Source organism: Streptomyces sp. NPDC006372, assembly GCF_040612515.1.
Lineage (GTDB): Bacteria > Actinomycetota > Actinomycetes > Streptomycetales > Streptomycetaceae > Streptomyces.
This window is the reverse complement of record NZ_JBEXQJ010000007.1, coordinates 154,953-173,750: the sequence shown is the minus strand read 5'-3', so window position 1 is coordinate 173,750 and position 18,798 is coordinate 154,953. Positions and strand designations below refer to the sequence as shown.

General features: G+C 71.7%; 20 protein-coding genes. 8 read left to right on the top strand and 12 right to left on the bottom strand.

The window, feature by feature from the left end; translation table 11 throughout:
* Window positions 1-9 precede the first annotated feature (9 nt).
* Window positions 10-1,374 (bottom strand): amidohydrolase, encoded by a 1,365-nt coding sequence (locus tag ABZ016_RS14860; protein ID WP_356916985.1) that lies wholly within the window; start codon window positions 1,372-1,374, stop codon window positions 10-12.
* A gap of 52 nt (window positions 1,375-1,426) precedes the next feature.
* Here ABZ016_RS14860 and ABZ016_RS14855 point away from each other — a divergent pair, with 52 nt between their 5' ends.
* Window positions 1,427-2,371, top strand: coding sequence for an endonuclease/exonuclease/phosphatase family protein (locus tag ABZ016_RS14855; RefSeq protein WP_356916984.1), 945 nt, complete (start codon window positions 1,427-1,429; stop codon window positions 2,369-2,371).
* 99 nt (window positions 2,372-2,470) lie between these two features.
* Here ABZ016_RS14855 and ABZ016_RS14850 read toward each other — a convergent pair whose 3' ends face one another.
* The gene (locus ABZ016_RS14850) at window positions 2,471-4,369 is read right to left on the bottom strand and encodes an FUSC family protein (RefSeq protein ID WP_356916983.1); all 1,899 of its coding nucleotides are present in this window, start codon (window positions 4,367-4,369) and stop codon (window positions 2,471-2,473) included.
* 255 nt (window positions 4,370-4,624) lie between these two features.
* Between ABZ016_RS14850 and ABZ016_RS14845 the strand changes: the two genes are divergently transcribed.
* On the top strand, window positions 4,625-5,602 hold the full coding sequence (locus tag ABZ016_RS14845; RefSeq protein ID WP_356916981.1) for an expansin EXLX1 family cellulose-binding protein: 978 nt from the start codon (window positions 4,625-4,627) through the stop codon (window positions 5,600-5,602).
* Between the two features lie 6 nt (window positions 5,603-5,608).
* Here ABZ016_RS14845 and ABZ016_RS14840 read toward each other — a convergent pair whose 3' ends face one another.
* A complete protein-coding gene (locus ABZ016_RS14840; RefSeq protein WP_356916980.1) occupies window positions 5,609-6,385 on the bottom strand; it encodes a nucleotidyltransferase domain-containing protein in 777 nt (258 codons plus the stop codon).
* A gap of 144 nt (window positions 6,386-6,529) precedes the next feature.
* Between ABZ016_RS14840 and ABZ016_RS14835 the strand changes: the two genes are divergently transcribed.
* Both ABZ016_RS14835 and ABZ016_RS14830 read left to right on the top strand, forming a co-directional pair.
* A complete protein-coding gene (locus tag ABZ016_RS14835; protein WP_356916979.1) occupies window positions 6,530-6,943 on the top strand; it encodes a RidA family protein in 414 nt (137 codons plus the stop codon).
* A gap of 10 nt (window positions 6,944-6,953) precedes the next feature.
* Window positions 6,954-7,559 (top strand): gamma carbonic anhydrase family protein, encoded by a 606-nt coding sequence (locus tag ABZ016_RS14830; RefSeq protein ID WP_356916978.1) that lies wholly within the window; start codon window positions 6,954-6,956, stop codon window positions 7,557-7,559.
* A 1-nt stretch (window position 7,560) separates the two neighbouring features.
* Here the strand turns inward: ABZ016_RS14830 and ABZ016_RS14825 are convergent, their stop codons facing one another.
* Window positions 7,561-8,283: an aspartate/glutamate racemase family protein gene (locus tag ABZ016_RS14825; protein ID WP_356916977.1), complete on the bottom strand. Its 723-nt coding sequence runs from the start codon at window positions 8,281-8,283 to the stop codon at window positions 7,561-7,563.
* A 5-nt stretch (window positions 8,284-8,288) separates the two neighbouring features.
* Window positions 8,289-9,740 (bottom strand): NCS1 family nucleobase:cation symporter-1, encoded by a 1,452-nt coding sequence (locus ABZ016_RS14820; RefSeq protein ID WP_356916976.1) that lies wholly within the window; start codon window positions 9,738-9,740, stop codon window positions 8,289-8,291.
* A gap of 169 nt (window positions 9,741-9,909) precedes the next feature.
* Here ABZ016_RS14820 and ABZ016_RS14815 point away from each other — a divergent pair, with 169 nt between their 5' ends.
* The gene (locus ABZ016_RS14815; protein WP_356916975.1) at window positions 9,910-10,566 is read left to right on the top strand and encodes a GntR family transcriptional regulator; all 657 of its coding nucleotides are present in this window, start codon (window positions 9,910-9,912) and stop codon (window positions 10,564-10,566) included.
* 14 nt (window positions 10,567-10,580) lie between these two features.
* Here the strand turns inward: ABZ016_RS14815 and ABZ016_RS14810 are convergent, their stop codons facing one another.
* On the bottom strand, window positions 10,581-11,285 hold the full coding sequence (locus tag ABZ016_RS14810; protein WP_356916974.1) for a uracil-DNA glycosylase: 705 nt from the start codon (window positions 11,283-11,285) through the stop codon (window positions 10,581-10,583).
* A 109-nt stretch (window positions 11,286-11,394) separates the two neighbouring features.
* Here ABZ016_RS14810 and ABZ016_RS14805 point away from each other — a divergent pair, with 109 nt between their 5' ends.
* Window positions 11,395-11,934: an RNA-binding S4 domain-containing protein gene (locus tag ABZ016_RS14805; protein ID WP_356916973.1), complete on the top strand. Its 540-nt coding sequence runs from the start codon at window positions 11,395-11,397 to the stop codon at window positions 11,932-11,934.
* An 18-nt stretch (window positions 11,935-11,952) separates the two neighbouring features.
* Here the strand turns inward: ABZ016_RS14805 and ABZ016_RS14800 are convergent, their stop codons facing one another.
* Both ABZ016_RS14800 and ABZ016_RS14795 read right to left on the bottom strand, forming a co-directional pair.
* Window positions 11,953-12,426 carry a DoxX family protein gene (locus ABZ016_RS14800; RefSeq protein ID WP_356916972.1) on the bottom strand — a complete coding sequence of 158 codons (474 nt, stop codon included), beginning with the start codon at window positions 12,424-12,426 and terminating at the stop codon, window positions 11,953-11,955.
* A 144-nt stretch (window positions 12,427-12,570) separates the two neighbouring features.
* Window positions 12,571-13,251, bottom strand: coding sequence for a class I SAM-dependent methyltransferase (locus tag ABZ016_RS14795; protein ID WP_356916971.1), 681 nt, complete (start codon window positions 13,249-13,251; stop codon window positions 12,571-12,573).
* A gap of 161 nt (window positions 13,252-13,412) precedes the next feature.
* Between ABZ016_RS14795 and ABZ016_RS14790 the strand changes: the two genes are divergently transcribed.
* Complete coding sequence (locus ABZ016_RS14790) at window positions 13,413-13,676, top strand: DUF6343 family protein (RefSeq protein WP_356916969.1); 264 nt, start codon at window positions 13,413-13,415, stop codon at window positions 13,674-13,676.
* Window positions 13,677-13,759: 83 nt separating this feature from the next.
* Here ABZ016_RS14790 and ABZ016_RS14785 read toward each other — a convergent pair whose 3' ends face one another.
* From ABZ016_RS14785 to rpsA, 4 genes are all read right to left on the bottom strand, one after another.
* Entirely contained in the window at window positions 13,760-14,140 is a 381-nt protein-coding gene (locus ABZ016_RS14785) for a tetratricopeptide repeat protein (RefSeq protein WP_356916968.1), read from the bottom strand.
* Between the two features lie 50 nt (window positions 14,141-14,190).
* The gene (coaE, locus tag ABZ016_RS14780; RefSeq protein WP_356916967.1) at window positions 14,191-14,811 is read right to left on the bottom strand and encodes a dephospho-CoA kinase; all 621 of its coding nucleotides are present in this window, start codon (window positions 14,809-14,811) and stop codon (window positions 14,191-14,193) included.
* A gap of 122 nt (window positions 14,812-14,933) precedes the next feature.
* Window positions 14,934-15,872: a PAC2 family protein gene (locus ABZ016_RS14775; protein ID WP_356916966.1), complete on the bottom strand. Its 939-nt coding sequence runs from the start codon at window positions 15,870-15,872 to the stop codon at window positions 14,934-14,936.
* 177 nt (window positions 15,873-16,049) lie between these two features.
* Window positions 16,050-17,549, bottom strand: coding sequence for a 30S ribosomal protein S1 (gene rpsA, locus ABZ016_RS14770; protein WP_356916965.1), 1,500 nt, complete (start codon window positions 17,547-17,549; stop codon window positions 16,050-16,052).
* 361 nt (window positions 17,550-17,910) lie between these two features.
* Between rpsA and ABZ016_RS14765 the strand changes: the two genes are divergently transcribed.
* On the top strand, window positions 17,911-18,723 hold the full coding sequence (locus tag ABZ016_RS14765; RefSeq protein ID WP_356917084.1) for a class I SAM-dependent methyltransferase: 813 nt from the start codon (window positions 17,911-17,913) through the stop codon (window positions 18,721-18,723).
* The last annotated feature ends 75 nt before the right edge of the window (window positions 18,724-18,798 follow it).

Genomic DNA, 18,798 nt, shown 5'->3' with positions numbered 1-18,798 from the left:
GCGCGGAAGTCAGGTGTCGTACGTCTGGACGCGCCGGCCGTGGCCGCGGTCGACGAGCGCGGGCAGGCGCCGCTCCAGCTCCCGCACCACCGCCGGCACGTCGATCGTCAGGAGCTCCCGGTCGCGCATCAGGATCCGCCCGTCCACGATCGTGGTGCGCACGTCGGCGGAACGGGCGCTGTGCACCAGGGTGGCGGCGAGGTCGTGCACCGGCTGGGTGTGCGGTCCGGTGAGGTCGACCAGGACGATGTCCGCCCTCCGCCCCGGCGCGATGCTGCCGACGCTGTCCCCCAGTCCCACGGCCCGGGCGCTCTGGAGGGTGGCGTGGTGCAGGGCCTGGCGGGAGGTCAGCCAGCGGGGGTCGTCCTCGGACGACTTCTGGATCAGCGAGGTGAGGGCCATGGACTCCCACACGTCCAGGGAGTTGTTGGAGGCGGCCCCGTCGGTGGCGAGTCCGACGTCGACGCCGATGTCGCGCAGGGCGCGGACCGGGGTGGTGTCGGGCCAGGCGAACTTGAGGTAGCCGCGGGGCGCGGTGGCGACGGCTGTCCGGCCGCCCGCCCGTTCCAGCAGGGGGAGGTCGCGGTCGGTGATGCCGGTGCCGTGGGCCAGGAGCACGTCGGTGTCGAGGATGCCGGTGCGTTCGAGGACCTCGATCGGGGTGACGCCGTGGCGGGCGAGGCTGGTGTCGGTCTGGTCGCGGTTCTCGGCGGCGTGGAGGTGCACGGGCAGGGCGTGTTCGCGGGCGAGCCGCGCGGTGGCCGCGAGGTCGGTGTCGTCGACGGTGTAGGGGGCGTGCGGGGCGAGCGCGGTGGTGACACGGCCGTCGGCCGAGCCGCGGTGGCGCAGCGCGAACTCCAGGGACCGCTCCCGGCCTTCGGGGCCCTGTGAGGAGAAGTAGGTCTCGCCCAGCAGCGCCCGCATGCCGCACTCCGTGACCGCCCGCGCCACCGCGTCCATGGCGAAGTAGTGGTCGGCGAAGCAGGTGACGCCGGCGCGGATCATCTCGGCGCAGGCGAGCCGCGCCCCCAGCTCGACGTCCTCGGCCGTGAGGTTGGACTCGACGGGCCAGACGACGTCGTTGAACCACTCCTCGGTGGGCAGGTCCTCGGCGAGGCCGCGCAGCGCGACCATCGGCGCGTGCGTGTGACAGTTGATCAGGCCGGGCAGGGCGACCTGGCCGCGGGCGTCGAGGCGCTCGACGGCGGCGAGGTCCGCGACCGCAGCGGTGGTCGTCACCGCCTCGACGGCCCCGCCGCGTACGACGATCGCGGCGTCCTCCCGGAACCCGATCCGTTCTTGATCGTCGTGCACGAGGACGGTACATGCGCTGATGATGAGCTCGGCGGGACTGTCCGCGGCGGAAGGCGTCATCACGCCAAGGTACGACCGGTGCGTAGGGGTCGGCTTCGGAAAGGAGCCCGGCATGCTGCTCGGCACGTGGAACCTGGAGAACCTGTACCGGCCCGGTGGCCCGTTCGGCCCGAAGGACGAGGCCGGGTACGACGCGAAACTCGCCGCCCTCGCCGCCGTCGTCACGGAACTCGACCCGACGCTGCTCGGCGTGCAGGAGGTCGGCGACCCCGAGGCCCTGGAGGACCTGGCCGGGATGCTCGACGACGACTGGCACCTCGCCCTGTCCGAGCACCCGGACAGCCGGGGCATACGGGTCGGGTTCCTGAGCCGTACCGAGCTGCGGGTGGTGGCCGACACGACGGCGTTCCCGGCGGAGCTGCGTCCCGTGCAGGTGGACGACGCGGGGCTGACGGTGTCCCGGGCGGGGCGGGGCTTTCTGGCGGTGGAGGTCGGTGACGGGCCCCTGTGCGTGGCCGTCTGCCACCTGAAGTCGAAGCTGCTGACGTACCCGGACGGCCGGTTCCAGCCGCGCGACGAGGGCGAACGGGCCCGCTACGGCGCCTACGCCCTGTACCGGCGGGCCGCCGAGGCGACGGCCCTGCGCGCCCTCGCGGACGAACTGCTGGACGGCGACGGGCGGGCCAGGGACGTGGCCGTACTGGGCGACCTGAACGACGAGGTGCAGGCGGCGACCACCCAGATCCTGCTCGGCCCGCCGGGTTCGGAGATCGGCACGCCGGGCTACGACAGGGCCGACGTGGGCGACGCGTCACGGCTGTGGGACGTGGCCCCGCTCATTCCGCCCGGACAGCGCTGGTCCCGCGTCAACTCCGGGCGACGCGAACTGATCGACCATGTGCTGGTGAGCCACCGCTTGGCACACCGGGTGACCGCGGCGGGCGCGGGGCTGCCCGGCGAGGGCCCGCCCGGCCTCCCGTCGGTCGGACCCGACCCCTCGGAGCGCCGGGGTGCCCCCGGCTCGGATCACGCGCCGGTGTGGATACGGGTCGGCTGAGGCGGCACCGCGACGTCGAGGCGCACGACCGGGTGAGGACGCAATGCGAGGCGCCGGGTCCGTTCGCCACCCTGCGAGGCCCATCAGCGGGAGAGGGCGTCACCCGGCGAGGGGTGTCCGGGGTGGTCGCAGGCCCAGCCGCTCCCCGGGGCCGGCGAGTTCGTCGATGAGGGCGGTGAGACGTTCGGTGTGCCGTGCGTCGATGCGGCCCGTGTCGTCGAGGTGGACGGCGCAGGCCGTCGTGGTGTCGACGAGGCGTTCGAGGAGGTCGGCCACCTCGTCCGCGCCCTCGGTGTGCCGGGCGAGGGCGGGCAGTTCGTGCGCGGCGAGGGTGATGACCGACCGGGCCTCGGCGAGGGTGCGGTAGGCCTCGCGGCGCAGGGTCCAGCGGGTGGCACGGTGGTCGGAGGGGGTGCCGGGGGTGCCGATCCGCGGGGTGTCCGCCTCGGCGAGGACGTGGCCGAGGTAGGTGTACGCGGCCTCGCTCGCGGCCGTGAGCCGCCCCCGCACACCCCCGCCCTTCTGCCCGGGCATCGTCAGGTGGCCGACGATCAGCACGATCGCACAGGCCAGCAGCGTCTCGCCGATCCGCCCCGCGGAGGCCTGCGCCTCGCCGCCGACCATGACCAGGGCGAGGACGAGGACGGTGACGACGGCGGTCTGGGCGGCGAAGTGCCGGGTGGCGACGGGGATGAGCGCTCCGCTGAGGGCCACCAGCGCGATGAGCCCTTCGGGCCGGGGCAGTACGGCGGCGAACCCGGCGAAGAGGACGGCGCCGAGCACGGTCCCGGCGGCCCGGTTCAGCACCCGTGAGACGAGGGGGCCCAGGTCGGGCTTGACGAGGAAGACGGCGGTGGCCGGCAGCCAGTACCAGTGGTCGTGCTGCCCGTACCACCGGCCGTGGTGCAGGGCCTGGGCGATCGCCGCGCTGGCTCCGAAGCAGAGGGCGACGCGCAGCCCGTACTCGCGTCCGGCGGTACCGAAGGCGGACCGCGTCCGGTCCCTGAGGGTGCGGGCCCGGGTGTGCAGGTCCCCGCCCCGGCCCTGGTCGAAGACCTCGGCGGCGTGCAGCAGGGCGTCGTCGAGGGCGCGCAGCGCGGGCGCCGACCGGGTGGGGGCGGGCAGCGGTCCGGTGTGGGTGTTGCCGCGCACGGCGGCGGCGAGCCGCCGGGGTCCTTCGGAGGCCCGCTCCGCTATGGGCTCTCCGGCCCACGCGAGCGCGGTGGCGGCCTCGGCGAGGGGCAGGGCGGCGGCGTACTGCGCGTGCAGCCGCCGCTCGGCGGACGAGGAGGCGTACCGCCGCAACCGGGGCCCGGTGAGGGCGTCCTGGGCGTGGTCGAGGGCGGCGGTGAGCGCGGCCCGGCGGCGGATGGCCTGCGGTCCGCCGACGGAGTCGAGGAGGTCCGCGACGGCGTCGTACACACCGGCGACGGCCTTCCGCTCCCCGTCGAACCGGAAGTCCCCGGCGAGCGACCCGGGTGTGGGCAGCACGAGCCGCAGCACCAGCAGCCACCCGGCGCCGGCGAGGAAGGCGAGCGCACGCTGCCACCCCGCCTCCGGCAGGGGCATCCCGGCCCCGATGGCCGAGCCGACGAGCAACTGCGTCCCGACGGCGGACGCGACGGGCCCGATCGCGCTGATGCCGCCGGCGACGAGACCGGCGAGCGTGAGGATCACGGTCAGCACGACCGCCCCGGTCTGCTGCCCGGCGTACGTCCCGATCAGCAGCCCCAGGGCACCACCCAGCGCCGGCACCCCGAGGCGCCTGACCGAGGCCCGCCGGCTCCCGGGCCGGTCGTTGATCCCGGCGAGCATGGCGGCGATGGCGGCGACCACCCCGAGGGAGGTGTGCCCGGCTCGCACGGCCACCAGCAGCAGCGGCCCGGCGGAGAGCGCCCCGCGTGTCACCGCGCTCCAGGGCACCGGCCCCCGCTGGGCACGCAGGGCATGGGCGAGCCAGGGCGGCAGCGCGAGGGTGAAGCGGCGGGTCCGGGACACGGGGTTCCTGTCGTCTCGTCGAGGGCAGGGGTGAGCCTTCGGGCGACGGCGGCCGGGGCGGGGTGTGGCTGTTCACGGTAGGCGGGGTTCCTGGAGGAAAGGTTTCCGTGATGTGACGTCCCGTGCGTGAGCCGGGTTCTTTATGACCACAACCGGCAGTCGCTGAGGGAAGGGCCACGCCCCGGCAACCTTTTCGGCGCCGACGGCCACTGATGAGGCACAAGCGCGTGTTCCGAACCAGCTAAGGACTCATCCGTGGCATCCCGTTCCCACCGGCGTCCCCTTCGCAGGAGGCGTTCGGCCCTCGCCTCCGCGATCGCCCTGGCGTCCGTCGCACTCCTCGTCTCCCTGGTGGTGGCACTCCGCCCCGGGGACGGAGGCCGGCCGGACACCGTGCGAGCCGCCGCCGAGCCCTCCACGAGCCCACGGGCGAGCGCCACACCCACCGAGCCGAAGGCGAAGGCGAAGGCCAAGCCGCAGTCGAAGCCCAAGCCGAGGCCGAAGCCGTCCGAGGTGAGCCCCACCCCGGCGCGCACCTCGGCCTCCGCGCCGGCCCGGCCCTCCCCCGTCGGCGGCCCGCGCTCGGCACCGCGGGCCGTGTCCGGCTCGGCACCACTGGCGGGGCGGATCAAGCCCCAGGTCTCCTACGACGGAGTCGCCACGCACTACGACGCCGCGGACGGCGACGGCGCCTGCCTGTACGGTCCGAGCCCCGACCTCATGGTCGCCGCGATGAACACCACCGACTACGAGACGTCCAAGGCATGCGGGGCGTACATCCTCGTCCGCGCGGCGAACGGCGCCTCCGTCACGGTCCGGATCACCAATGAATGCCCCTCGCCCTGCGCCCCGGGACAGCTCGACCTCAGCAAGCAGGCCTTCGCCAAGCTCGCCGGTCTGTCCGCGGGCCGCATCCCGGTCACCTGGAGCCTGCTGAGCCCGAGCACCTCGGAGACCGTCTCGATCCGCTACAAGACCGGCTCCAGCCGCCACTGGTGCGGGATCCAGGCGCTCGGCCACCGCAATCCGCTGGCCCGGCTGGAGGTGAGCACCGGGAGCGGCTGGAGCCGTCTGACCCGTACCGAGTACAACTACTTCCTCTCCCCTGACGGCACCGGCTGCGGCGGCAGCCTCCGGCTCACCGACATCTACGGCGAACAACTCACCGTCGACGGCATCGCGCTGCGCCCGGACGCCGTACAGCCGACCCGCGTCCAGTTCGCCCGGCACTGAGCGTGCTCAGGTGGTCCCCTCCGCCCGTCCGGCGCGAAACAGCGCCTCCGCGTCGGCGATCGCCCGGACGAGGGCGTCGGGGCTCGCCGACAGGTTCGCCACGAGGGCGTCCGCTTCGCCGAGGCCGGCCCGGGTCACGAGCCCCTTCTCGTTGGTGACCCACTCCCCGCGTGCCGCCAGCACCGCGTGCGCCGTCTGGGTCGCGGCGAGGGCGATCGCGCCGGCGACCTGGGTGACCGAGCCCTTCGGCGCGTGGCCCGCCTTGGCGTACGCGAGGGTGGCCGTCGCCATGCCGTGCCAGTGCCGCGGGGCGGTCTCGCGAAGGGGCGGCGGGTAGGCGCCGGGGCGCGGCAGGGTGCCCCGCAGCACCTTGTTGATCGCCAGTTCGGCGGCGAGCAGGTAGGTCGGGATGCCTGCCAGGTGGAACATCAGGGGCTCGACGCGGAAGCGGCCGCGCTCCGCTTCCGTCAGTTCGCGGTCGACGACGTCGAGATCGCGGTAGTGGACGTCCACGCGCCGGCCCTGGACGGTCAGCCAGGCGCCTCCGTTGAAGACGCCGCCGCCCCACGCGCCGACTTCGCTGACCTCGCCCTGCCATCCGACCGCCCGGAGATCGTCCGGGTCGAAGGCGCCCCGGTAGTAGACCGCCATGTCCCAGTCGCTGTCGGGGCGTTCGGTGCCCTGGGCGCGGGAGCCGCCGAGGGTGACGGCCCGGACGGTGGGGAGCGCGGCGAGGCGGTCCGCGGTGCTGTCGAGGAAGGTCTGGTCCGGGAGAGTGGGCACGGGACGGCTCCTGAGCAGGCGGGTGGTCCGGGGAAGCGTAGGGGGATCACTCGGTCGGCGTGAACCGAAATACGGGTGCGTGCGTGCGCGGAGCCTCGCATGATCGGTGGGTTGTCCTGTCGCCGTACGCAGATCGGAGACCCCGTGATCCAGCGCGTCACCGTCCCGAGCCTCTTCCCGCCGCCCACCTACTCCCACGCGTCCGTCGTGGAGGCCGGCACGAAACTGGCCTTCCTCGCCGGATCCGTGCCGCTGGACGCCCGTGGTGAGCTGGTCGGCCCCGGGGATCCCGTCCGGCAGGCCGAGCAGGCGATCGCCAACCTGACGGAGCAGCTGGCCTCCGTGGGGAGCGATCTCGCGCACGTCGTGGCGACCGACGTGTACGTCGTGAGCGGTGAGCCGGCCGTGCTGTCCGCCGTGTGGAGCGTCGTCGAGGCGTCCGGGCTCAGTACCGGTCCGCACTCGTCGACGCTGATCGGCGTGGCGTGCCTCGGGTACACGGGCCAGCTGGTGGAGATTACGGCGACAGCCGTCGTGCCCGACGGGGCGCCGACCTGAGGAGAACTCCATGCTGATCGAGCACCGCGGGCGGCGCCCGGTGGTCCCCGAGTCCGCGTACGTCGCCCCGACGGCCGTCCTGTGCGGGGCCGTCGTCCTCGGCGAGCGCAGCCGGGTGCTGCACGGGGCCGTGCTCACCGCCGAGGACGGCGAGGTGCGGGTCGGCTCGGACGTCGTGGTCATGGAGAACGCCCTGGTGCGGGGGCGGGCCCGGCACCCCACCGTCATCGGTGACGCGGTGCTCGTCGGTCCGCACGTCCACGTCAACGGGGCCACCCTCGAGGACGAGGTCTTCGTGGCCACCGGTGCCTGCGTCTTCCCCGGTGCCGTCGCGGGCGCCGGCTCGGAGCTGCGCATCCACAGCGTGCTGCACGTCAACTCCATGCTGCCGCCCGGGACCGTCCTGCCCATCGGCTGGATCGCCGCCGGGGCTCCCCGGGCGCGGCTCTTCGCACCCGGGGAGCACGACGAACTGTGGCAGCTCCAGGAGGCGCTGGACTTCCCCGGCACGGTGTACGCCGTGCCGCGCGGCACCCCGATGCGGGAGGTGATGGCCCGGCAGGTGGGTTTCTACGGGGCCCATCGCGACGACGTCCCCCTCGACGGCCCGGCGTGAGCTACTGCCGTTCGGGCCTCCCCCACGCCCTCCGTTTCGCCAGCGGCTCGGCGTAGCTCCCCACTCTGCTCGTCGTCAGCCCCAGCGCCACCAGCGACTCCGCCAGTTTGACCGCAGCGGCGACCCCGTCGACGACGGGCAGGCCCAGCTTCTCCCCGACCACGCGCTGCAGCCCGGTCATGCCGGCGCAGCCCAGCACCAGCACCTCGGCCCCGGCGGCGCAGGCTCGTTCGGCGGCGGCCAGGAACGCCGTCTCGGTGCGCTCCTCGTCACCGAGGTCGAGCACGTTCAGGCCCGTGCCCACGACCGCGGCGCAGTTCCGGCCCACGCCCGCCGTCTCCAGGCTGTCCTCGATCTGGCCGCAGGAGCGTTCCAGTGTGGTGACGACGCCGTACCGCCGCCCGAGCAGACAGGCCAGGTGCGCCGCGGCCTCCGTGATGTCGACGACGGGTACGTCCACCAGTTCGCGGACGCCCTCGCGCCCGTGCTCCCCGAAACCGGCCATGACGACGGCGTCGTACGGCGGTCCGTCGTAGGTGCGCAGTGTGTCCAGGACGGCCGCGGCCGACAGGTAGCTGTCGAGCCAGCCCTCCGCGGACTCGGGCCCCCAGGCGGGGGTCAGTCCCGTCACGGTGGTGCCCGGGCCTGCGGCGGCCCGGGCACCTCGCACGATCTCTTCGGTCATCTCCTGCGTGGTGTTGCAGTTGGTGACGACGATCCGCACGTCTCTCAGACCTCCGCGGTGGCGCGCTCGGGGCGGCACAGCGCCGCGTACAGTCCGGCCGCGAGTGCCGTGCCGATGAACCAGGAGTACGGCGCGACGTCACTGAAGGTCTTCACCAGCGCGAGGATCGCCGCGACCCCGGCCGCCGGCAGGAACGCCCACAGGGCCTTGGGGTTGAAGCCCTTGCGGTAGTGATAGCGGGCGCCGGGAGAGGCGTCGAACAGTTCGTCGACGTTCACTCGGCCGCGCTTGACCCAGTAGTAGTCGACCATGATCACTCCGAACAGCGGTCCGAGGAAGGCGCCGAGGCCACCGAGGAAGTAGTTCACGACGGTCGGATTGGAGAAGAGGTTCCAGGGCGTGACGAGCAGAGCGGCGACCGTGCTGATCATGCCGCCGACCTTGAAGGTGATCTTCTGCGGCCAGACGTTGGCGAGGTCGTACGCCGGTGAGACGAAGTTGGCGACGATGTTGACGCCCATGGTGGCGATGGCGAAGGTCAGCGCGCCCACCACCAGCACCCAGGTGTTGCCGATCTCGGCGACCAGGTAGGCGGGGTCGGTGATCTCCTTGCCGAAGACCTCGAACGCGCCCGCGGTGACGATGACCGAGACGATCACGAAGGCCGTGGAGTTGATGGGCAGGCCCCAGAAGTTGCCGCGCTTGACCGACTTGTAGTCGGGAGCGAAGCGGGAGAAGTCGCAGAAGTTGAGCATCAGGGTGCCGTAGGTGGCGAGGACCAGACCGATCGCGCCGAACCACTGCCGCCACTGCTCACCGACGGGGACCGGGTGCGGGGTGGAGGTGAGCGAGATCGTCCAGTCGGCCTTGTAGAGGATCCACCCGGCCAGGGCGATCATCACGAGCCAGATCGCCGGGCCGCAGAAGTCCTGGAACTTACGGACCGATTCCATGCCCCGGCTGATGATCGCCGCCTGGACCAGCCACAGGGCGATGAAGGAGACCCAGCCGAGCGCGTCCAGGCCCAGGAAGGAGCTGTGCGTCCAGGACTCCAGGCTCGGCCAGGCCGCGAGCAGCATCACATTGACCGCGACGGAGGCGAGGTACGTCTGGATGCCGTACCACATGATGGCGATCACGGCCCTGATCAGCGCCGGGATGTTGGCGCCCCAGACCCCGAAGGCGATCCGGCTGACGACCGGGAAGGGCACGCCGTGGCGCTGCCCGATCTTCCCCATCCAGTTCATGCCGATGTAGATGATCACGAAGCCGACCAGCAGCGACGTGAAGATCTGCCAGACGTTCATGCCGAGGAAGAGCAGACCGGCGGCGAAGGTGTAGTTGCCGAGGTTGTGGACGTCGGACATCCACATGGCGAAGAGGTCGAAGACCTTCCAGTTGCGTTTCTTCGCGGGCGCGAGGTCTTCGTTGGTGAGGCGGGGATCGGGGACGAACGCTGGGGCGCCGGTGGCTGCGGCTCGGTCGGCGAGGGACACGGGGGCCTCCATGAGCAAGGGGACGACGGAGGACTGCGCTGCGGGGGGCTGCTCTGCGAATGTTTGGTATACCAAACTCCGCCCATGGTCTCGCCGTCAACAGTTCTGACAGATATCGCTCCTGTTAACGCTCCGTAAAAGACACCTCGCGTCGGCGAAGATGGGCTGTATGACGAAGATCGAACCCCTGGGGGCGGTGCGCGAACGCGTCACGTCCGAGCTGCGGCAGCAGATCATCGCGGGCAGCCTGCTTCCGGGCGAGCGCCTGGTCGAACGCGAGCTGGCGGAGCGTTTCGGCGTCTCACGCGTCCCGGTCCGGGAGGCGATCCGGGCACTCGTCGCCGAGGGCTTCGTCCACTTCGAGACACCCCGCCGCACGGTCGTACGCCGTCTCACCCCGAACGACGTCAAGGAACTGTTCGAACTGCGCGAGGCCCTGGAGGTCTACGCCGCCGAACTCGCCGCGTCCCGTGCGACACCAGAGGACCTGGCCGAGGTCCAGGAGCTCATAGGCCGCGCGGCCGCCGCCACCGAGGCCGGGGACGCCGAGCTGATCACGGACCTCAACAGCCGCCTGCACGACCGCATCATGGCGATGGCCGGCAACAGCCTGCTGACCGAGGCCCTGGAACCGGTCGCCGGCCGGCTGCGCTGGATGACCCGGCGCAACGAGGAGTGGCCCCAGCTCGTCGTGGAGCACCGCGAGCTGTACGAGGCCATCGCCTCGGGCGACCCGGACCGGGCCCGCGCACACGCGCTCACACACGTACGGACCAACTACCGCTCCACGATGCGGCATCTCTTCGGGGACGAGGAAGCGCTCTAGCCGTATCGCCCTCGTCAGTCCCCGGTCACCGGCAGCCCCGCGGCCCGCGCGGCTGTCCGCAGCACGTCGCGCAGCATCTCGGGGGTGAGCCGGCCGGTGAAGGTGTTGCGCTGACTGACGTGGAAGCAGCCGAAGAGATCCAGGCCGTCCAGCTCGAAGCGGGCTCCGTGGGCGAAGGCGGGACGGGGCCGGGGCACGGACCAGCCCGCCTCGGCGAACGCGGGCAGCGCGGCCTGCCAGCCGAAGGCTCCGAGCACGACGACGGCCCGCAGCGTCGGACGCAGCAGCCCCAGCTCCCGCACCAGCCAGGGGCGGCAGGTGTCCCGCTCCTCGGGGGTGGGCTTGTTGGCCGGCGGTGCGCAGTGCACCGGTGAGGTGACCCGGACCCCGTACAGCTCCAGCCCGTCGTCGGCGTGCACGGCGGTGGGCTGGGAGGCGAGACCGACGTCGTACAGCGCCTCGTACAGAACGTCCCCGGACCGGTCGCCGGTGAACATCCGGCCGGTGCGGTTCCCACCGTGGGCCGCGGGCGCGAGCCCCACGATCAGCAGCCTCGCATCCCTCGGCCCGAACCCGGGCACCGGCCGGCCCCAGTACGTCCAGTCCGCGTACGCGGCACGCTTCTCACGCGCCACCTCCTCACGCCAGGAGACAAGCCGCGGACAGGCCCGGCAGTCCGAGATCCGCTGGTCGAGGAGGGGGAGACCGCTGGCGTCCATGACTCCACGGTAGGCGGGACCAGGACCGGCCCCCTCACAGGGGCGTCGGGTCGGCCGGAGGATCGCTTCCCCGCCCGTCCGGGCCCCTGGGAGGACTAAGGTCGGTGGCATGGCTTCTCAAGGTGCGGAGAACGGCGGGGCGGGCGGCGCTGAGACTCGGGATCCGAAGGTCGCCGCGGCGATCGCCGCCGCCGAGGCCGCCGGGCCGCAGGCCGGCGAGACCGTACGTGTCGACAGCTGGATCTGGTCCGTGCGTCTCGTCAAGACCCGTTCCCTGGGGGCCACCGCCTGCCGGGGCGGGCACGTGCGTGTCAACGGTGAGCGTGTGAAGCCCGCCCACGCCGTGCGCGTCGGCGACGAGGTACGCCTGCGGCACGACGGCCGGGAGCGGGTCGTCGTCGTCACACGGTTGATCCGCAAGCGGGTCGGCGCTCCCGTGGCCGTCCAGTGCTACATCGACAACTCCCCGCCGCCCCCGCCCCGCGAGGCCGTCGCCCCGGCCGGCATCCGCGACCGCGGCGCGGGCCGCCCCACGAAGCGCGACCGGCGCGAGATGGAGCGCCTGCGAGGCCTGCCCAGCCCCGGGTCCGGCAGCGGCTTCGGCCCCGGCCCCGTCCCTGGCGGAGGGTCGGGCGAGCCGAGGCCGTGAGCGGTGCACGCGGCGGGGTCAGGCGCGGAGCCTCAGCAGTCGCAGCAGGTCGGCGTTGTGCTCCCTCCGCGCCCAGGCGATGAGGGCGAGCGGCACGATCAGGATGAGCGGCGTCGCCGCGTACTGCCCGTCGAAGACGGTGACCTGGACGATGAACGCGCCCACCATCAGCGCGCTCAGCGCCATCGCCGCCACCGACTGCAACACCGGGATCAACAGGGCGACCGCTCCGGCCAGTTCGAGCGCCCCGATGGTGTACATCCCCGCGCTGCCCCAGCCGAGTTCCTCGAAGGACTCGACGGCCGAGGAGTGTGCGATCAGCTTGGGCAGAGCGCTCGCGACGGCGTAAAGGAGGGCGAGCAGCACCTGGAGACCGCGCAGCGCGATCCGGGCACGCCGCCCGCGAGCGGTCGCCGACTCGGCGACCACGCCCCCGGCCGGGGCGGAGGTGGCGGATGTGACGGGAGCGGTGGTCTCGGACGTGGAGGACATGGAGGTCTCCTGGGGAAGCGGTTCGTGGCGATGACGCAGAGGTAGACCGCCCCCACCCCTGGAACTCATCGCCTCCCGGCGGGCTTTCCGCCCCGACATGCCCAGGACCCACCGCGCCCTACGGCCTCCGACACTCCCTGGCGCCTAGGCTGTCGGCACCGCCCTCACCCAGATCTTGTTGTCCGTCAGGTACTCGTCCACCCTGAGCCCCGTCTCCTCCAGCGCCTCCTCGAACTGCTCCTTGGTCAGCGGGCGAGCGCGGAACGTCTGGGTCCAGACCGCGTCCGGGAACTCGTACTCCGCGCGCACCGAGTTGACCCCGTCGCCGATCGGCTCCGACGACACGATCCGTACGGTGAAGCCGCTGGGATCGACCCGTTCGCGCGGCACGTTCGCGTGGTAGTCCTCGCCTTCCCGCTGGATCAGCACGCTGCCGCCTTCCGCGAGATGACGCACGCAGGTCCGGAGCAGGCCTCTTCGGACCTCGGCGTCCCCGGCGTGCACCAGGAACGAGGCGAGCAGCACCACGTCGAACTTCTCACCCAGGTCGAGATCCTCGATCGGGCTGCATATCGTCCGCGCCCCTCGGACCCGCTCCAGCATCTCGGCGGACTCGTCCACCGCCGTGACCGTGAACCCGCGCTCCAGCAGCGCGTGCGTCATGCGGCCGACTCCGCTGCCCAGCTCCAGGATGTGCGCTCCCTTGGGCGCCGCGGCCGCGATGATGTCCGGTTCATCACCGATGGGGAGCCGTGTATAGAGCTCCACCGCACAGCCGTCCGGAGTGATGGCTCCGGGCCCCGTCCCCTCGTACCCCTCACGCATTTTCAGCTCCATGCCGGTCCAACGGCCCGTCCCCGCACGCCAGTTCCCGCTCCGGCCGTCTTCACCCGTCCGAGTGAGCGCAGCCCCGCGCGAGCCCCGGCATCCTCTGTTGGTCAGCGCTCGCGCCGAGGAGTACGTTGCAAACAGGAGTGGAGATCGTGATGCGTACGGGCAGTGAACCGACGACTGCGCGCAGTGCTCTGCGGGCGCGGTTCTGGCTGAGCCTGTGGGGGCTGGTCTGGGCGCTCTTGGGGACGGTCGCGTTCACGATCGTCGGGCGGACCGGCTGGGCGATCGCCTGCGGCGTGCTGCTGCTGGTCGTCACGATCGATCTCGTCGTGGTCATCAGGCACATCCGCCAGGGACCGCACTACCAGCCGGGCCCCGACATCCCGCCCTACCGGCCGCCGGACAGCCGCCCCTGAGCCGGACGCTCGGGGCCCGGCCCCCACGGCGGACACTCAGAGCCGGGCAGGCCGCAAGAACGGCGCGAGCGACAGCTGCCGGCTCACGAGTCGAAGCGCGCCGCCTTCAGGAACTCCGGGTTGGGGTCCAGCGCGGCGGCCAGGCGGAAATGGCGCTGGGCCCGCTCAGGATGGCCCTGCCGCTCATAGGTGCGAGCGAGCGCGAAGTGCGCGAAGGCGTTGTCCGGCTCACGCTCCAGGACGATGGAGAACTCCAGCTCGGCCGGCCTCAGCTGCGCCGCCGCGAAGAAGGCCCGCGCGCGCAGCAGTCGCGCGGCGGTGTTCTCCGGGTGTGCGGCGACGACTTCGTCGAGCAGCTTCACCGCACCCCGCGGATCACGCGCCGCGAGCAGTTGCTCGGCGGCACGGAAGTCGATGACGTCCGTCTCCGGGGTGCGTCCGTTCGAACCGCTGGTCTCGGGCACGGCACAGTCCTTCCCTCACTGGACGCAGTCAACGCTCCCCGGAGGTGACGCTATTCCGCGGGGGACGGCCGGGACGCCTGCGACCTGCGCTCCAGCTCGGCCCACAGGTCCTTCACGCGCCGCTCCAGATCCTCCAGCGGGACGTCGTTGTCGATGACGACGTCGGCGATCTCCTGACGCTGCTCCCGTGTCGCCTGCGCGGCCATCCGCGCCCTGGCGTCGTCCTCGGTCATGCCGCGCAGCCGTACGAGCCGGTCGAGCTGGGTCTCGGGGCTCGCGTCGACCACGATGACGACGTCGTACAGCGGTGCCAGGCCGTTCTCCGTGAGGAGCGGGACGTCGTGGACGACGACCGCGTCCTCGGCCGCGGCCTCTTCGAGGTCGCGGGAGCGGGCGCCGACCAGGGGGTGGACGATCGAGTTGAGGGTGCCGAGCTTCGCCGCGTCGGCGAAGACGATGGAGCCGAGCTTCGGCCGGTCCAGGCTGCCGTCGGCGGCGAGCACCTCCGCACCGAAGGCCTCCACGACCGCGGCGAGACCAGGGGTACCCGGTGCGACGACCTCCCGCGCGATGCGGTCCGCGTCGATCAGCACGGCACCGCACTCGACGAGCAGCCGTGACACCTCACTCTTGCCGGCGCCGATACCGCCGGTCAGGCCAACCTTCAGCATGTGCCGCAGCCTAGACGCTCCGCCGGGGAGCGGTTCCGGGTGGTGCGGGTCGTCTTCTGCGCGCGAGCCGTCCTGGGCTGGTCGCGCGGTTCCCCGCGCCCTTGCCGGGGCGCTGCCCCGGGTCAGTTGTCGCCTTCTCGCTCCGCCAGGAACTTCTCGAACTCCTGGCCGATCTCGTCGGCCGACGGGATGTCCACCGGCTCGGCGAGCATGTTGCCGCGGGACTCGGCGCCCGCGACGGCGTCGTACTGGTGCTCCAGACCCTCGACCAGAGCGGTGAGGTCCTCGTCGCCCTCGCGGATCTGCCGGTCGATCTCCGTCTGGGTGCGGTGGGCCTCCGAGCGCAGGGCATGGGCGATCCCGGGCAGGACCAGTCCGGTCGCCGCCGTGATGGCCTCCAGGACCGTCAGGGCCGCGTCCGGGTACGGAGAGCGGGCGATGTAGTGCGGGACGTGGGCGGCCACCCCCAGGACGTCGTGCCCCGCCTGGAGCAGGCGGTACTCGATGAGGGACTCGGCGCTGCCGGGCACCTGCGCCTCCTCGAACGGGCTGCGGTGGCCCGGGACCAGGTCGGTGCGGTTGCCGTGCGGAGTGAGGCCGACGGGCCGGGTGTGCGGGACGCCCATGGGGATGCCGTGGAAGTTGACCGAGAGGCGGACGCCGAGCCGCTCGACGATCTGCTTCACGGCCGCGGCGAAGCGTTCCCACTCCACGTCCGGCTCGGGGCCGGACAGCAGCAGGAACGGCGCCCCGGTGGCGTCCTGTACCAGCCGCACCTCGAGGGCGGGGTCCTCGTAGTCGCTCCAGCGGTCGCGCTTGAACGTCAGCAGCGGGCGGCGGGCCCGGTAGTCCACCAGCCGGTCGTGGTCGAAGCGGGCGACGAGCTGGTGGGGCAGCGAGTCGAGCAGCCGGTCGACGATCTGGTCCCCCGTCTCCCCGGCGTCGATGTATCCGTCGAAGTGGTAGAGCATGACAAGACCGGCCGACTCCTGGGCCAGCGCCATGTCGACGACGGACAGCCCCTTCGGCTCCCATGCGTACAAACCCTGCGGATCAAGCACTGTGACCGCCCCTCCTCGTGTTCATACTGCACAACGTCCTTGCGGGCACGGGCATTCCCCGGAGGAGGAGAACATCGATCTTGGCAGCGGATCCGGGGCAAGGTTCCCGGAGCACGGCTGAGGGGCCGCACCTCGGAAGGTACGGCCCCTCAGTCAGGAGCTACTGCTCAGCGGGCGTCAGCTCTGGCCGCCGGCGAGCTTCTCGCGCAGAGCGGCGAGCGCCTCGTCCGAGGCCAGCGCACCGGAGTTGTCCGGGCCCTCGGAGGAGTACGAACCGCCACCGGACGCGGCCGGAGCCGCACCGGCGGAGCCGGCACCCTCAGCCTCGGCCTGGGCGTCCGCCTCGCGGGACTTGATGACCTGCGCCTGGTGCTGCTCGAAGCGGGTCTGCGCCTCGGCGTACTGGCGCTCCCACTCCTCGCGCTGCTTCTCGTAGCCCTCGAGCCAGTCGTTGGTCTCGGGGTCGAAGCCCTCGGGGTAGATGTAGTTGCCCTGGTCGTCGTAGGACGCGGCCATGCCGTACAGGGTCGGGTCGAACTCGACCGCCGACGGGTCGGCACCGAAGGACTCGTTGGCCTGCTTCAGCGAGAGGCTGATGCGACGGCGCTCGAGGTCGATGTCGATGACCTTGACGAAGATCTCGTCGTTGACCTGGACGACCTGCTCCGGGATCTCCACGTGGCGCTCGGCCAGCTCGGAGATGTGGACCAGACCCTCGATGCCCTCGTCCACGCGGACGAACGCACCGAACGGAACCAGCTTCGTGACCTTGCCGGGCACGACCTGGCCGATCTGGTGGGTGCGGGCGAACTGCTGCCACGGGTCTTCCTGGGTCGCCTTCAGCGACAGGGAGACGCGCTCGCGGTCCATGTCGACGTCGAGAACCTCGACGGTGACCTCCTGGCCGACCTCGACAACCTCGGACGGGTGGTCGATGTGCTTCCAGGACAGCTCGGAGACGTGGACCAGACCGTCGACGCCACCCAGGTCCACGAAGGCACCGAAGTTGACGATCGAGGAGACGACGCCGGAACGGACCTGACCCTTCTGGAGGGTGGTGAGGAACGTCTGGCGGACCTCGGACTGGGTCTGCTCCAGCCAGGCACGGCGGGACAGGACCACGTTGTTGCGGTTCTTGTCCAGCTCGATGATCTTCGCCTCGAGCTCCTTGCCCACGTAGGGCTGAAGGTCGCGGACGCGGCGCATCTCGACCAGGGAGGCCGGGAGGAAGCCACGGAGGCCGATGTCGAGGATGAGACCACCCTTGACGACCTCGATGACGGTACCGGTGACGATCCCGTCCTCTTCCTTGATCTTCTCGATGGTGCCCCAGGCACGCTCGTACTGGGCGCGCTTCTTCGAGAGGATCAGGCGGCCTTCCTTGTCCTCCTTCTGGAGAACAAGGGCCTCGATCTCGTCACCGACGGCGACGACCTCGTTGGGGTCGACGTCGTGCTTGATCGAGAGCTCGCGGCTCGGGATCACACCTTCGGTCTTGTAACCGATGTCGAGCAGGACCTCGTCCCGGTCGACCTTCACGATGACGCCGTCGACGATGTCGCCGTCGTTGAAGTACTTGATCGTCTCGTCGATCGCGGCGAGGAAGGCTTCCTCGTTACCGATGTCGTTGACCGCTACCTGCGGGGTGGTGGCGGTGGTCTCGGTGCTGCTCGTCATGTGGGAAAGGGCTCCGGTACGGACATTGAAGTCGTAGGTACTGCTACGCCGGGAGCCCGTTTCGCTCTGCAGAAGCCGGACAGCCAAGGAAGCGCCACACAGAACCGGTGGCGCCTCGACAACCGAGGGGACATACATACAGATGCGAGCGCAGCCTGCTACGTCTGAGGTGCGCAGGCCCGCAGCGCAACTTGTAGCATACGGGGGCAGCCGGGCAGGGTCAATGCGCGAAGCCGCCCACGCGGGGTGGAACACCGCATACCCGGCACAAGTCGTGTCGTTCGAGGCCACGCAGGGCGAACGACGCCCTCCTTGTGACCCGCCGGGGCCGACTTGACGGAAGAGTACGACGAGGGAGCCGATCATCCAAGAGCCCGAAGCGCCCGAACCCGAGGCCACCCGCCGTACGGCCGGTGTCACGGAGAGCTCCCGCGCCAACCGTGGCTGGTGGGACCGCAACGCGGACGAGTACCAGGTCGAGCACGGCACGTTCCTCGGCGACGACCGCTTCGTGTGGGGTCCCGAGGGACTGGACGAGGTGGAGGCCGAGCTGCTCGGTCCGCCGGAGGAGCTGAAGGGCAGGGACGTCCTGGAGCTCGGCGCCGGCGCCGGGCAGTGCTCGCGCTGGCTGGCCGGGCAGGGCGCCCGCCCGGTGGCCCTGGACATCTCGCACCGGCAGTTGCAGCACGCGCTGCGCATCGGCGGCTCCTTCCCCCTGGTGTGCGCCGACGCCGGTGCGCTCCCCTTCGCGGACGGCTCGTTCGACCTGGCCTGCTCGGCGTACGGGGCGCTGCCCTTCGTCGCCGATCCCCGGCTGGTGCTGCGGGAGGTCCGCCGGGTGCTGCGGCCCGGGGGCCGTCTCGTCTTCTCGGTGACGCATCCGATCCGCTGGGCCTTCCCGGACGAGCCGGGGCCCGAGGGGCTGTCGGTGTCGTCCTCCTACTTCGACCGCACGCCCTACGTCGAGCAGGACGAGGAGGGTCGCGCCGTCTACGTCGAACACCACCGGACGCTCGGCGACCGCGTCCGGGACGTCGTGGCTTCCGGCTTCCGGCTGGTGGACCTGGTGGAACCGGAGTGGCCGGCCTGGAACACGTCCGAGTGGGGCGGCTGGTCGCCGCTGCGCGGCAACCTGATCCCGGGGACGGCGATCTTCGTCTGCGAGCGGGACTGAGCCGCTCCGCGGGAAGAGCCGCGTTCGGCCGTCCATAGCCTGCGGCGCCGTCGTGGCTGTTCGCGCGGTTCCCCG

What these genes read in the sequence shown, in the direction of transcription:
- ABZ016_RS14855 (WP_356916984.1), top strand. Translation starts at nt 1,427, where the DNA reads ATGCTGCTCGGCACGTGGAACCTGGAGAACCTGTACCGGCCCGGTGGC.
- ABZ016_RS14830 (WP_356916978.1), top strand. Translation starts at nt 6,954, where the DNA reads ATGCTGATCGAGCACCGCGGGCGGCGCCCGGTGGTCCCCGAGTCCGCG.
- ABZ016_RS14815 (WP_356916975.1), top strand. Translation starts at nt 9,910, where the DNA reads ATGACGAAGATCGAACCCCTGGGGGCGGTGCGCGAACGCGTCACGTCC.
- rpsA (WP_356916965.1), bottom strand. Translation starts at nt 17,549, where the DNA reads ATGACGAGCAGCACCGAGACCACCGCCACCACCCCGCAGGTAGCGGTC.
- ABZ016_RS14805 (WP_356916973.1), top strand. Translation starts at nt 11,395, where the DNA reads ATGGCTTCTCAAGGTGCGGAGAACGGCGGGGCGGGCGGCGCTGAGACT.
- ABZ016_RS14860 (WP_356916985.1), bottom strand. Translation starts at nt 1,374, where the DNA reads ATGACGCCTTCCGCCGCGGACAGTCCCGCCGAGCTCATCATCAGCGCA.
- ABZ016_RS14795 (WP_356916971.1), bottom strand. Translation starts at nt 13,251, where the DNA reads ATGCGTGAGGGGTACGAGGGGACGGGGCCCGGAGCCATCACTCCGGAC.
- ABZ016_RS14800 (WP_356916972.1), bottom strand. Translation starts at nt 12,426, where the DNA reads ATGTCCTCCACGTCCGAGACCACCGCTCCCGTCACATCCGCCACCTCC.
- ABZ016_RS14810 (WP_356916974.1), bottom strand. Translation starts at nt 11,285, where the DNA reads ATGGACGCCAGCGGTCTCCCCCTCCTCGACCAGCGGATCTCGGACTGC.
- ABZ016_RS14790 (WP_356916969.1), top strand. Translation starts at nt 13,413, where the DNA reads ATGCGTACGGGCAGTGAACCGACGACTGCGCGCAGTGCTCTGCGGGCG.
- coaE (WP_356916967.1), bottom strand. Translation starts at nt 14,811, where the DNA reads ATGCTGAAGGTTGGCCTGACCGGCGGTATCGGCGCCGGCAAGAGTGAG.